Origin of the sequence: Segatella copri (assembly GCF_009494835.1) — a bacterium.
GTDB lineage: Bacteria > Bacteroidota > Bacteroidia > Bacteroidales > Bacteroidaceae > Prevotella > Prevotella copri_F.
In genome coordinates this window covers 44,239-56,906 of record NZ_VZBE01000040.1, presented here as the reverse complement: position 1 = coordinate 56,906, position 12,668 = coordinate 44,239, and the positions used below count along the sequence as shown (strand labels likewise).

Here is a 12,668-nt window from a genome sequence, read left to right as displayed (position 1 = left end):
CGGAACGACTGGCTAACACGGAAGGCAAGCACGCCTTCTCGTTTACTCCGGAAGCTGACACCGTAGCGCAGAAGTGGAAATCGGCAATGAGCGACTTTTCCGTTATGTTGAGACAGGCTTACGACGGAACAAGCTATGAGCGTGAAGCAAGAAGTGCAGATGCAGTGAATGTTCATATAGACAGACTGTTATGGAACGTGGTGATGTGTGGAACGCCTGATGCGCTCTATCGAGTGGTAAGCAATTATACGGATGGTTTCCAAAGCCGTATCATCGTGGCAAAAACGCCCGATAATACCTTCACTCCACTTTCTGACAACATGTATGTGATGAACGAACGTCAGCGCGACCGCATTATTCAGATAGCTCATCTGCTGCCGCTGATGTCGGGTGAGGTAGTGCTGCCGAAGCTGGAGGAAAAGGGTAGAAAATGGCTGGAACAGATAAGACTGGAAACGATGAAAAATGACGACAAGGTGAAAGCCCGCCAGCGTTTCCGCATCTGTCCAACCACGATGAGAATGATGACCTGCATCATGCTCTGCAAGGTTCTGGAAACGCTGATTCAGAAGCATGGGTTCCAGGGCGCTGAGACACAGTTGAAGCAGAATCCGCAGTTGTGGAAGGAAATGATAGTGAAGACGCAGACACCAACCATGCTCGAAACCTTCAATATCCTGGCAGATTATCAGTTGGATAATGCACTTTACTTCTTCCGTAGTCGCATAGAAGATGCTTTCTCATCCAAGAATTATTGCAGTCAGTCGCCCTACGATCGTACACATAGAGGTAAGAATGATTCCATCTTCGAACGTCTTGACGTAACTTTCACCTTTGAGCAGGCAGAGCAGCAGAGTGTTGCCGTAAAGGGCGCAACTGCTACCCATGAGACGGTAAGGCAGATGCTGAAGAATTGGAAGCGTCAAGGTTTGATCAGTATTTTACCAGACAAGCGTTATCAGAAAGTTACTTCTATCATATAAAATCCGGTCATTTCCGGTCATGGTCATTTCCGGTCATTTTGGTTTTCGGTTCTTAAATCAGCCTTAATGGCCGGTCTTGATCCAATTATTCATTATCAATTATTAATTGTAAATTATCATGAACATCAATATATTCTGCCGTCGCTTCACTCCATGGAGTGTGGATGGCACAATGGTTATAGGTGGCAAGATTTTCTGCGACACCTTAGAACGTCCTAACCGTCATTTGCCAGCAGGACGTTATAAGATTTCTCTCATTCCTACCAAGCAAAAGAAGGTGTCGGAGACAAAGAAGAAAAATAAGTATGAAAGAGGAAAATATGAAATTGTGATCAAGCCTGTTATTCTGTTAAGATCCCATTACGTGCCTCGTACTGTTAGGCGCAGAGCTCGCTTCGTGCCTGGCAATGGTCCGCTACGTCTGAGAAACAAGAGTATCATTCTGGGCAAGTCTCATTATACCGGAATCGTTACGCAATCAGAAAAATGCTATAATGAATTTTGCCAGTTGTTGGATGAGGAATTCAAGAGGATGAAGAAAAAGCATCTACCGTGCAGAATCAATCTGTTTATCAGGAATTTGGGTGTTGACGAAATCCCCTTCAATTATCTGCTTATTTTTCAATAATTAATCTTCAATATCATGCGTAAGATAAAGGAAATCATCATTCATTGCAGTGCGACCAAGGAAGGTCGCAACTTCACCGTAGCGGATATTGACCGCTGGCACCGGGAGCGCGGAATGCGCTGCATAGGTTATCATTTCGTGATTTATCGTGACGGCAGCATTCATGTAGGCCGTGCGATAGAGGAGGTTGGCGCCCATTGCAAGGGCCATAATTCCATCAGTATAGGCATTTGCTACATCGGCGGCTTATCAAAGAAAGGTAAGCCGAAGGATACAAGAACCCGAGAACAGAAAGCGGCAATGCGCTCGCTCATCGAGCAGCTGAAGGAGGAATATCCATTAGCCACGATTCATGGTCATAATGAATTTGCCAACAAAGCCTGTCCCTGCTTTGATGTAAAGAAGGAGTGGGGGAAGGAGTAGACACAAAAAATAGCGGATCTTTCACAGACCCGCTATTTGATATTTAATAAATACTCTGGAATGAATTTTAATCATCACCAAAAATAAAAGATGCCTTATACAATGCCCTGAGCCATCATAGCCTTAGCTACCTTCAGGAAGCCGGCTACGTTTGCACCCTTTACGTAATTTACGTAACCGTCTGGCTCTGTACCATACTTCACGCAGTTAGCGTGAATATCGTTCATGATGTCGTGGAGCTTAGCATCAACCTCCTCACGAGACCACTTCAGACGCTCTGAGTTCTGGCTCATCTCAAGACCTGATACTGCAACACCACCTGCGTTGGCTGCCTTACCTGGAGAGTAGAGAATCTTAGCATCCTGGAATACCTTGATAGCCTCTGGAGTAGAAGGCATGTTTGCACCCTCGCTTACTGCGATTACACCGTTGGCGATGAGAGCCTTAGCTGCCTCCTCGTTGATTTCGTTCTGAGTAGCTGATGGGAGAGCGATGTCTGCCTTCTCAAACCAAGGCTTAGCACCTGCAACATATTTTACACCATACTTCTCTGCATACTCCTTGATACGGCCACGCTCTACATTCTTGAGCTCCATGATGTAATCGAGCTTCTCGCGGTCGATTCCGTCTGGGTCGTAGATGTAACCGTCTGAATCTGAACATGTAACTGGCTTAGCACCCAACTGGAGCAACTTCTCCATAGTGTACTGCGCTACATTACCTGAACCTGAAACCAAAACAGTCTTGCCCTTGATGTCAATACCCTTGGTAGCGAGCATGTTGCAGAGGAAGTATACGTTACCGTAACCTGTAGCCTCAGGACGGATCAATGAACCGCCGAACTCCTGACCCTTACCGGTCAAGACGCCCTGGAACTGGTGTGTCAACTTCTTGTACATTCCGAAGAGGTAACCTACCTCACGGCCACCTACACCGATGTCACCAGCTGGAACATCCTCGTCTGGACCCATGTGACGGTAAAGCTCTGTCATGAAAGCCTGGCAGAAACGCATTACCTCGTTGTTGCTCTTGCCACGTGGAGAGAAGTCGGAACCACCCTTAGCACCACCCATTGGGAGAGTAGTAAGAGAGTTCTTGAATGTCTGCTCGAAAGCCAAGAACTTCAAAATACCCAAGTTTACTGACTTGTGGTAGCGAAGACCTCCCTTGTAAGGGCCAATCGCGTTGTTGTGCTGTACGCGGTAACCCATGTTAGTCTGTACGTTGCCCTTATCATCTACCCAAGATACGCGGAACTGGATGATGCGGTCTGGAATGCAGAGACGCTCGATGAGGTTTGCCTTCTCAAACTCTGGGTGCTTGTTGTACTCTTCCTCGATAGTACCGAGAACCTGACTAACTGCCTGAATGTACTCAGGCTCGTTTGGGAATCTTCTTTGGAGATTCGCGATTACTTCTGATGCTTTCATAATCTTTAATCTTTTATTGAGTTTAAATTCTTATTTCTTATTTCTGCTTGCAAAGATACATGTTTTTCTTGAAAACACCAACAAAAAGAAAGAAAAAATGCAGAAAAAGTAGAAAAAAGATATTTTTTAACATTCTTAATCACGATTTGTAGCGCTTTTGTGTACGCACACCTTATTATATAAGGGACGTTTTTCGGGGTTTTAGCCTTTATCTCTGTTTCAGGAAATCTTGCATTCTGACGACTTCTGTTTATCTATCCTGCGCCATAGGGCATAAATGAGCAGGATGATAGCGTAGAGACCGATTACCTGAGGCAGACTGATTCTTACGTTTTCGATGCTTGCTCCAGGCAGCATGCTGATCAGTTTTATGGCTGTATTCAAAAACTGGGTGATGCTGGTCAGGGCGCCTGATGTAAGGCTGATGAGTGGGGCGACAACCGGTGCTATGGGCGCCCATAACGTGAGTGGGGAGAACAGGATTAAGGCTGCTCCAAGATATAGGATGAGGGTTGCTGCGGGAATGGCGATGTAATTGGTGAGAAGTGAATAGCACGATATTCTGCCGAAGGTGTAGACGATGACCGGAAGGGTTCCTATCTGGGCTGCCAGTGAAACGCAAAGGAGTCCCCATGCCCAACGGATGAAACGGCTGCGGATGGGGAGGAGGGTGTAAAGGGGTGTGAAGAACAGCAGAATGGAGGCTACGGCCAGGAACGAAAGCTGGAAACTCAACTCGAAAAGATTGAGCGGACTGATGAAAAGCATCAATATATAAGCTGAGGATAAAGTGTTGAGCGGCAGACCGGTACGATGGAAAGCTAAACTTAAGCTGTAGGCTGAAAGCATGATGGCTGCACGGACTGCACTTGCCGGCAATCCTATGAGAAAAACGTAGGTCCAGATGGAGATGAGGGACAGGATGATGGTGTAAACTGAGTACTTTCTGCCGCCTAGCAGAAAGATGAAAAGCTGGAAGATAATGCCTATATGAAGTCCGCTTACTGCCAGGATATGACTGGCTCCGGAAATGGAGTAACTGTTTCGGGTGTTCGAATCGAGTGCGCTCTTGTCGCCCAGCGCCATGGCTGCGATGACTGCATAGTCTTGCTGTTTTACGTGAAGGGAAACCAGTTTGCTTTCAATATTGCTTTTATAGCGTTCGGTATTGATTTTTGCCCGTGTGAGGTAAGACAGTTCCTGCCAGTTTTTCAGTTGTGTAGAGGTTTGGGAATCAGCTATTTGCTTACAGGTAAGAAAAGCCCCAAGGCTCAGGATGCATAAATGAATCATCACGCATTGGGAGTAGATGAGAAACTGGTGGCTCCTGCTGAAGTAGGCTTTTTTGCTTAAGAACTCAGTAAGGAAAAAGATGATGCTGCCAAGGGCGCATGAAATGATGGAGATGATGAGCCAGAAGCGCATGTTGAAATCATCATAGCCCCATTTGGCTATGATGATTCCGATCGTCAGTGTGAGGCTGATGGTCATGAGCGGGGTGAGGGGTAGCTCTTTCATCATTCCTCTTTCCTTTTAAAAGATAATTTATTTCCTATTTCTTGAATCCGAAGATGCGCTTGATGAATTTCTTCACAGCGTTTTCTTGCTTCTGTGGATTTACGATAGGAGTGTGCTTGCGTGCAGCCGGCTTGTCGCCCTTTTTCTGGGCTACGCCTCTGCCACGGCCGTTGCTGCCTGGGCGAACATTGTTCTCGTTGCCTGGGCGCTGCTGGTTGCTGTTATTGCTGTTATTGCGGCGCTTCTGGCTGTTGCTGTTCTTTGGCTGCTCGCCTGGCTGGGCTGGCTTTCTGTTCTGCTGCTTTGCGTTCTGCTGCCTGTTACCCTGCTGAGGCTGCTGCTCGTTGTTGCGTGGTGCTTTTTCCTGACGCTCGTTTGGCTTGTTTGGCTTGCGCTTGTGAGAAGTCTGGTCGCGGTCTTTCTGTCGGCGGTTCTTGGCGCTGTTCTTTCCGGCCTCGCCGTTTCCGCCGTTACCACGTCTGTTGTTTCGTCCGTTTGCGCCTTTCTTCTTCGGCTTGTTGAGCTTGATGTATTCAGGACCTTCGCCGCATCCCTCAGGGAGAGGCATCTTGTCTACCACCTTCTCCAGGAACTTCTCTATCTGCTGGAACCAGTACTGGTCTTCTTCGCTTACGAAGGTGATGGCTCTACCATCGCGGTTGGCACGGGCTGTACGGCCGATGCGGTGAACGTAATCTTCTGTATCGTGAGGAACATCGTAATTGATGACCATCTCAATATCATCGATGTCGATTCCGCGCGCCACAATGTCGGTAGCTACGAGAACATCATACTGTCCGCTCTTGAACTTGAACATCACATCGTCGCGCTCAGCCTGTTCCAGGTCGCTGTGCATGGCTCCGCAGTTTACTCCAATCTGCTGGAGGGAAGCTGCGAGTTGCTTCACCTTGAATTTGCTGCCGCTGAAGACGATGACGCGCTTCAGGTCGCCTGCCTTGAAGATGTCCTTGATGATGGTCATCTTCTGGGTTTCGTAGCATACGTATGCTTCCTGCTTGATTTTCTCGGCTGGCTTGCTGACGGCAAGTTTGATTTCTACCGGATTCTTGAGCAGGGTCTTAGCCAGTTCTTCTATCTTCTCAGGCATGGTTGCCGAGAACATGATGGTCTGGCAGGTCTTTGGCAGTTTTGCCGCGATGGTCTTGATGTCTTCTGAGAAACCCATGTCGAGCATGCGGTCGGCCTCGTCAAGAATGAAGAAGCTTACCTTGCTGAGGTCTACATTGCCCAGAGAGATATGGGAGATGAGACGGCCCGGGGTGGCGATGACTACATCGGCTCCCATGCGGAGGCTGCGCAACTCCTGATCGTAACGGTTGCCGTCGTTGCCGCCGTATACGGCTACGCTGCTCACGCCCTGCAGGTAATAGCCGAAGCCTTGCATCGCCTGGTCTATCTGCTGGGCGAGCTCGCGGGTTGGTGACATGATGACGCAGTTGATGGCGTCTTTCGGATAACCGCCGTCATCGAGCTTGCTCAATACTGGCAGCAGATAGGCTGCGGTTTTGCCGGTTCCGGTCTGGGCTACGCCCAATACATCGTGACCTTCTAATATCTCTGGAATGCACTTTTCCTGTACTGGAGTGCAGGTGTCGAAGCGCATGTCATATAATGCGTCGAGCACGTTGTCGTTTAAATCTAATTCGTCGAAATACATTTTTTTAATGTTTAATGTTGAATGTTGAATGTTGACTTTTTACCTCGGTGCCTTGCGGTAGCAGAAGTAGGCTACGATGGCGAAGAGGAAGTTTGGAAGCCACGCTGCCAGAACAGGCGGGAAATTGGCCTGGATGGCGAAGGTGGCAGAAACCGTCTGCAGCATGATGTAGCCGAAACTCAGCGCAAGACCCACGCCCAATGCTGCTCCCATGCCGCCCTTGCGCTTGCGGGCTGAGAGGGAGACACCGATGATGGTGAGGATGAACGAGGCGAAGGAAGAGGCGATGCGCTTGTGGTATTCTACCTCGTACTGCACTACGTTGCCCGAACCGCGGTTGATCTGCTTGGAGATGTAATCGCGGAGCTCAGGACTGGTGAAGGTTTCCTGCTGACCCTTGGAATAGACCAGGTCGGTAGGTTCCATCATGATGATGGTGTCCTTCTGGGCTCCGCTCGTAATATGCTCCTTCATGCCCTGGAGCTTGCGGATTTTCCAGTTGCTCAGTTGCCAGTGATACTTGCTGTCGGAAATGGTGTCGTACTGGATGTCCATCGCTGTAAGGTGGCTTACGAGTTTCTTGTCCTGGAACTTGTCGAGACAGAATCCGTAGCCGCGTTTCATGCTGTTGTCGTAATGCTGCATATAGGCAATTACTCCCTTGTCTACCTGCAGCTGTACATTCTCGGCACTGGTATTCTTCTTCTTGTTCTTGTACATCGTCTCGAAGTTCTGCCTGATAACGGTTCCGTGGGGAATGACGTAGGCTGAAAGCCCGAAGGAGAGGGCTGAGAGCAGCACGCAGGTAATCATATATGGGCGGAGGAGACGTTTGAAGGATACTCCCGACGCCAGGATGGCGATGATTTCGGAATTGCTTGCCAGCTTGGTGGTGAAGAGAATGACCGCCACGAACACGAACAGCGCACTGAAGAGGTTGGCGAAATAGGGCACGAAGTTGGCGTAGTAATCGAAGATGATTGCGCGCACCGGTGCATGGTGCTCTGTGAATTTCTGCAGGTTCTCGTTGAAGTCGAAGACGATGGCGATGGAGATGATCAGGGCGATGGAGAAGAAATAGTAGCCCAGAAACTTCTTGATAATGTACCAGTCGAGCTTCTTGATGTACCTGAACGGGTTGAGAAACCTGAATATGCGCAGGAACCGGAGCTTGTGAGCCAGCCAGCGCACAGCCCTGATGAGCCACCCGAACTTGCGGGAAGCCCATCGGCCGGTGCGGTAGAGCCGGCGGTGTTTTCTTATTTTCTTAAAATCTTTCATGATGCTTGCTTACTTAAATTCTTCGGCCAAGCTGGTCGATGATGGAATTCTTCCATGCCACGAAATCGCCCTGCTCGATATGATGGCGGGCATCGGTCACGAGGCGCAGATAGAAAGAGAGGTTGTGGATGCTGGCTATCTGCATCGCCAGCAGCTCCTGGGCCTTGAAGAGGTGGTGGAGGTAGGCCTTCGTGGTTACGAGGTCGATGTCGCAGCCGTCTGGATCTACCGGACTGAAGTCTTTCTCCCACTTCTTGTTGCGCATGTTCATCGTGCCCTGATAGGTGAAGAGCATGGCGTTGCGGCCGTTGCGGGTCGGCATTACGCAGTCGAACATGTCTACGCCGCGCTCGATGGCTTCGAGGATGTTCTGCGGGGTTCCTACGCCCATCAGATATCTCGGCTTGTCTTTCGGCAGGATTTCGTTCACTACTTCTATCATCTCATACATCACCTCGGTAGGTTCTCCTACGGCGAGTCCGCCGATGGCATTTCCGTCGGCACCCTTGTCGGCAATGTATTTGGCAGCTTCGCGGCGCAGTTCCGGGAAGGTGCAGCCCTGGACAATAGGGAAGAGACTCTGCTGGTAGCCGTAGAGGGGCTCGGTTTCGTTGAACCGCTTGATGCAGCGGTCTAGCCAGCGCTGGGTGAGCATAAGGCTGTTCTTGGCGTACTGGTAATCGCTCTGTCCCGGTGGACATTCATCGAAGGCCATCATGATGTCGGCTCCGATGATGCGCTCGGTGTCCATCACATTCTCCGGTGTGAAGAAGTGCTTGCTGCCGTCGATGTGGGAGCGGAACTCGCAGCCTTCTTCCTTGAGCTTGCGGATGCCGGTGAGCGAGAAGACCTGGAAGCCGCCGCTGTCGGTGAGGATAGGACGGTCCCAGCCGTTGAACTTGTGCAATCCGCCTGCTGCCCTGATGACGTCAAGACCTGGGCGCAGGTAGAGGTGATAGGTATTTCCGAGGATAATCTGTGCCATGACCTGCTTCTTGAGTTCCTCGAAGTGGACGCCCTTCACGCTTCCCACAGTTCCTACGGGCATGAAGATTGGGGTCTTGATCTGTCCGTGGTCGGTGGTGATGATGCCTGTACGCGCATCGCTTGCTTTATCTGTTACTTGTAATTCAAATTTCATTTCTTTTCTTTTTTATCATTTTCCTCAATGCTGAAGTCTGTAGGGTTTTTCACCTTCTCGTCGGTCAGCGCGAACTGCCAGACGTCAGCCACATTCTCTACATAGTGGAAGTCTACGCCCTTGAGATATTTCTCCGGTATTTCCTCTACGTTCTTCTGGTTCTCCCTGCACATCACGATGTGCTTGATTCCTGCCCGCTTGGCTGCCAGAATCTTCTCCTTGATTCCGCCTACCGGGAGCACTTTGCCGCGGAGGGTAATCTCGCCGGTCATGGCTGTGTTGGCACGCACCTTGCGCTGGGTGATGGCTGAGGCGATGCTGGTGGCGATGGTGATTCCGGCAGAAGGACCGTCTTTCGGGGTGGCTCCCTCAGGCACGTGGATGTGGATGTTCCACTGCTCGAAGATGCGGTAGTCTACCTGCAGCAGGTCGATGTGCGACTTGACGTATTCCAGTGCGATAATGGCTGATTCCTTCATCACGTCGCCCAGATTTCCGGTCAGGGTGAGCTTGCCTGCCTTGCCCTTGCTGAGCGAGGTTTCGATGTAGAGGATTTCGCCGCCCACTGAGGTCCAGGCAAGTCCGGTTACCACTCCTGCATAGTCGTTGCCCTGGTAGATGTCGCGGTTGAACGGCGGATTGCCCAGCAGGTCTTTTACTTCGGCAGGGGTGATGGTGTAGTTCTTCAGCTCCTGGTTGCAGGCTAGCTTGTAAGCCATCTTGCGCAGACTCTTGTCAATCTGCTTCTTCAGCTGTCTTACGCCGCTCTCCCGGGTATAGTGCTCGATGATGAACTCGAGGGCATTCTTGTTGAAGCTTACCTTTGGCGAAACCTTGTCGAGTCCGGTGCTTTCCAGCTCTTCCGGTACGAGATGGCGCTTGGCAATCTCTGTCTTCTCTTCGGTAATGTAGCCGCCTACTTCTATCAGCTCCATACGGTCGAGGAGCGGACGCGGAATGACGCTCAGGTCATTGGCGGTGGCGATGAAGAGCACCTTGGAGAGGTCGTAATCCATATCGAGATAGTTGTCGTGGAAGGCATTGTTTTGTTCCGGGTCCAGCACTTCGAGCAGGGCTGATGCTGGGTCGCCGTTGAAATTGCTCTGCGCCACCTTGTCAATCTCGTCGAGGATGAAGACCGGATTGCTGCTGCCTGCCTTCAGCATGTTCTTGATGATGCGGCCCGGCATGGCTCCCACATAGGTGCGGCGGTGACCGCGGATTTCGGCTTCATCGTGCAGACCGCCCAGCGACATGCGTACATACTTGCGCTTCATGGCTGCTGCGATGCTCTTGCCCAGACTGGTTTTTCCTACGCCCGGAGGACCGTAGAGGCAGAGGATAGGACTCTTGCCGCCGCCGTTCAGTGCTCTTACGGCGAGGAATTCCAGGATGCGCTCCTTCACATTCTCCATGCCGTAGTGGTCGTGGTTCAGAATGCGCTTGGCACGGGTCAGACTGAGGTCGTCCTGGGTGTAGGAGTTCCAAGGCAAATCTACCATGGTCTGCAGGAATCCTATCTGTATCGAATAGTCAGGACTCTGCGGGTTCAGGGTGTCGAGCTTGGCAATTTCTTTCTTGAAGATTTTGGCTGTCTCTTCGCTCCAGTTCTTCTGTTTCGCCTTCTCCAGAATCTCCTTCTTCTCCGGACTGGCGTTGCCTTCTCCCAGTTCTTCCTTGATGTTCTTAATCTGCTGCTTGAGGAAGTATTCCTTCTGCTGTTCATCGAGGTCGTAGTGGGTTTTGTTCTCAATCTCAGTCTGGATGCGTAGCAGATGGCGCACCTTGTTCAGGGATCTGATGGCAATCATGATGCGCTCGCTGAGTTTTTCCTCTTTCAGCATTTTGATTTTATCCTCGATGGAGAAAGGGAGGAGGGAGCACATGAAGTTGCATTGCATGTGAATGCTCGAGAGTTCGTTGATGGCCTGGATAGCATCATCTGAATAGTTGGCGCTTGATTTGATATAGTCTGTCGCTTCGTAATGGAAGTTCTCGTAGAGCATTCTGAAGAGTTCATCGTTGTTCTCGTCAGGCCATTTCTCCGGAAGACTTTTTACGTCAATTACTGTGTAAGGCTCTTTTTGAACGAGATGTTTCATCTGACATCTGCCCAGCCCCTGGATGATGATGCTCATCTGCTCTGTGCCAGGCATCTTGATCACCTTGATGAGTTTGGCGAAGACGCCTACAGGGTAGAGGTCTTCTTCGTAGGGCGATTCTGTATCTTTGTTCTTCTGGCAGAATACGCAGAATATGGTGTCTGGTTTCTTTTCCAGCATCCGGACGAGATTCAGACTTTCCTTTCTGCCCACAACGATAGGGGTCATGTTGGTAGGGAAAACTACAATATCTCGCATGCAGAGGGTAGGGTACAAGCCTTCTTCCTGGTCTTCGATCAGGGTTTTCGGGTCGCCCTCGTAGTCTGCAATCATTTGTATTCGGGTACTTGTTCTTCTATTATCCATTTTGTTATGATTTCTATTTTCCGTGCAAAGGTACTCATTTTTTGTGAAATATCGTGGAAGATAATAGATTATTTAATAATAAAAGTGCTTTTTCTATATATTAGTACCCGTTTTTATAGATGTAAGTAGCTGCTTTTGCAGGTAGAAGTGGCAATTTCTGCTGCTTGCGATAAAATAAATCGGCGGCGCATTCGTTTTCTTCTGTAAAGAGACAGAAGAATTTATGGGTAATTTTCGATTTAAACAGTTTGAGATAGAGCAAGACCGTTGTGCCATGAAAGTGGGAACTGACGGCGTTTTGCTGGGTGCATGGGCGCAAGGTGGCAGGCGGATTCTGGATATTGGTTCCGGAACGGGACTGATTTCGCTCATGATGGCGCAGCGTTTTCCTGAAGCTGAGGTAGTGGGGATTGATATGGATGCTGATGCTTGCGGACAGGCGAGGGAGAATGTGATGGCAAGTCCGTTTCGCGACAGGGTGGAAATAGAATGCTGCAGACTGCAGGATTTCGGAGCTGATGGTTGTGCTTTGGAAACTGCTGGCTTGAAGGCTGGTGCTTCTGAAACTGGTGCTTTGGAAGCCGGTGCTTCTGAAGCCTCTTCAAGCGTTTTTGATGCGATAGTGAGCAATCCTCCGTTCTTTGTTGGTAGCTTGAAAAATCCGGACAGTAAGAGGATGATGGCGAGACATACGGACAGTCTTCCGTTCCGCGATTTGTTTGCGGGTGTAAAACGGTTACTTTCTGATGATGGTATTTTCTCTGCAATTGTTCCCGTAGAAGTAGTGGAGCAGTTTGTTGCAGAGTCTTGTATATTAGGTTTTTATCTTATACGGAAGTGTGGTGTAAAGACGGTAGAGCGCAAGCAGCCCAAGCGCTTTATGCTGAGTTTTGCCAAGCATCGCATTTCGCCTTATGAAGAGCATGTTGAAACGATGATGGATTCGCAGGGAAACCGCTCGGAATGGTATAGGAAAATAACGGAAGAATTCTACCTTTGAGGAATGTTGAGGGAGTGTTGAGTGTTGAGTGTTGAATGTTGAATGGATTGGGGGCAACATTCAACATTCAACACTCAACACTCAACATTCAACACTCAACATTCAACATTCAACACTC

The 12,668-nt window shown here is 49.6% G+C and carries 9 protein-coding genes and 1 pseudogene; 4 read left to right on the top strand and 6 right to left on the bottom strand.

Annotated features, from left to right (window positions below; all coding sequences use genetic code 11):
* The 3 genes and pseudogenes from F7D47_RS14730 to F7D47_RS06255 form a co-directional block, all read left to right on the top strand.
* A pseudogene (locus F7D47_RS14730) lies at positions 1-983 on the top strand (DUF3987 domain-containing protein); the annotation flags it as partial.
* 118 nt (positions 984-1,101) lie between these two features.
* A complete protein-coding gene (locus F7D47_RS06260) occupies positions 1,102-1,611 on the top strand; it encodes a DUF5675 family protein (RefSeq protein ID WP_153085108.1) in 510 nt (169 codons plus the stop codon).
* Between the two features lie 15 nt (positions 1,612-1,626).
* The gene (locus F7D47_RS06255) at positions 1,627-2,034 is read left to right on the top strand and encodes an N-acetylmuramoyl-L-alanine amidase (RefSeq protein ID WP_006847508.1); all 408 of its coding nucleotides are present in this window, start codon (positions 1,627-1,629) and stop codon (positions 2,032-2,034) included.
* 95 nt (positions 2,035-2,129) lie between these two features.
* On the opposite strand, the gene F7D47_RS06250 is transcribed toward F7D47_RS06255, so the two are convergent.
* From F7D47_RS06250 to lon, 6 genes are all read right to left on the bottom strand, one after another.
* The gene (locus F7D47_RS06250; protein ID WP_006847509.1) at positions 2,130-3,464 is read right to left on the bottom strand and encodes an NADP-specific glutamate dehydrogenase; all 1,335 of its coding nucleotides are present in this window, start codon (positions 3,462-3,464) and stop codon (positions 2,130-2,132) included.
* 219 nt (positions 3,465-3,683) lie between these two features.
* Positions 3,684-4,985: a ComEC/Rec2 family competence protein gene (locus F7D47_RS06245; RefSeq protein WP_153085109.1), complete on the bottom strand. Its 1,302-nt coding sequence runs from the start codon at positions 4,983-4,985 to the stop codon at positions 3,684-3,686.
* A gap of 31 nt (positions 4,986-5,016) precedes the next feature.
* On the bottom strand, positions 5,017-6,660 hold the full coding sequence (locus tag F7D47_RS06240; RefSeq protein ID WP_153085110.1) for a DEAD/DEAH box helicase: 1,644 nt from the start codon (positions 6,658-6,660) through the stop codon (positions 5,017-5,019).
* A gap of 39 nt (positions 6,661-6,699) precedes the next feature.
* On the bottom strand, positions 6,700-7,941 hold the full coding sequence (locus F7D47_RS06235; RefSeq protein WP_153085111.1) for an LptF/LptG family permease: 1,242 nt from the start codon (positions 7,939-7,941) through the stop codon (positions 6,700-6,702).
* Between the two features lie 13 nt (positions 7,942-7,954).
* Positions 7,955-9,082, bottom strand: coding sequence for a tRNA guanosine(34) transglycosylase Tgt (tgt, locus tag F7D47_RS06230; protein ID WP_153085112.1), 1,128 nt, complete (start codon positions 9,080-9,082; stop codon positions 7,955-7,957).
* Positions 9,079-11,550: an endopeptidase La gene (gene lon, locus F7D47_RS06225; protein WP_153085113.1), complete on the bottom strand. Its 2,472-nt coding sequence runs from the start codon at positions 11,548-11,550 to the stop codon at positions 9,079-9,081. Before lon ends, tgt begins: the two co-directional genes overlap by 4 nt.
* A 223-nt stretch (positions 11,551-11,773) precedes the next feature.
* On the opposite strand from lon, the gene F7D47_RS06220 reads away from it, so the two are divergent.
* Complete coding sequence (locus tag F7D47_RS06220) at positions 11,774-12,550, top strand: tRNA1(Val) (adenine(37)-N6)-methyltransferase (protein WP_153085114.1); 777 nt, start codon at positions 11,774-11,776, stop codon at positions 12,548-12,550.
* Positions 12,551-12,668: the final 118 nt, after the last annotated feature.

Coding starts and splice junctions, on each gene's coding strand:
- F7D47_RS06260 (WP_153085108.1), top strand. CDS start 1,102: ATGAACATCAATATATTCTGCCGTCGCTTCACTCCATGGAGTGTGGAT.
- F7D47_RS06255 (WP_006847508.1), top strand. CDS start 1,627: ATGCGTAAGATAAAGGAAATCATCATTCATTGCAGTGCGACCAAGGAA.
- F7D47_RS06250 (WP_006847509.1), bottom strand. CDS start 3,464: ATGAAAGCATCAGAAGTAATCGCGAATCTCCAAAGAAGATTCCCAAAC.
- F7D47_RS06245 (WP_153085109.1), bottom strand. CDS start 4,985: ATGATGAAAGAGCTACCCCTCACCCCGCTCATGACCATCAGCCTCACA.
- F7D47_RS06240 (WP_153085110.1), bottom strand. CDS start 6,660: ATGTATTTCGACGAATTAGATTTAAACGACAACGTGCTCGACGCATTA.
- F7D47_RS06235 (WP_153085111.1), bottom strand. CDS start 7,941: ATGAAAGATTTTAAGAAAATAAGAAAACACCGCCGGCTCTACCGCACC.
- tgt (WP_153085112.1), bottom strand. CDS start 9,082: ATGAAATTTGAATTACAAGTAACAGATAAAGCAAGCGATGCGCGTACA.
- lon (WP_153085113.1), bottom strand. CDS start 11,550: ATGGATAATAGAAGAACAAGTACCCGAATACAAATGATTGCAGACTAC.
- F7D47_RS06220 (WP_153085114.1), top strand. CDS start 11,774: ATGGGTAATTTTCGATTTAAACAGTTTGAGATAGAGCAAGACCGTTGT.